1 pseudogene is annotated in these 231 nt (G+C 55.0%); it reads left to right on the top strand.

Features of this window, described 5'->3' with window-relative positions:
• Positions 1-28 precede the first annotated feature (28 nt).
• A pseudogene (locus Q5762_RS39840) lies at positions 29-231 on the top strand (alkene reductase); the annotation flags it as partial.

Below are 231 nucleotides of genomic sequence, written 5' to 3'. Positions count from 1 at the left end.
AGAAATTGCGATATGTAGGAGTGACGATATGAAAACTTCGGTCCTTTTTGAAAGTGCCCAACTGGGCCCGTACCTCTTGAAGACTCGAATTGTTCTGCCGCCACTTACGCGTTGCCGCAGTTCCCAGCCGGGCAATGTTCCGAACGACCTCATGGCTGCCTATTACCGACAGCGCACCGGTGCCGGGTTCATGGTAACCGAAGGAACTCAGATCGAACCGCGCGGGCAAGG

The organism is Streptomyces sp. P9(2023), assembly GCF_032436795.1.
In the GTDB taxonomy this organism is placed as follows: Bacteria; Actinomycetota; Actinomycetes; order Streptomycetales; family Streptomycetaceae; genus Streptomyces.
This window is presented reverse-complemented; position numbering and strand designations above follow the sequence as displayed.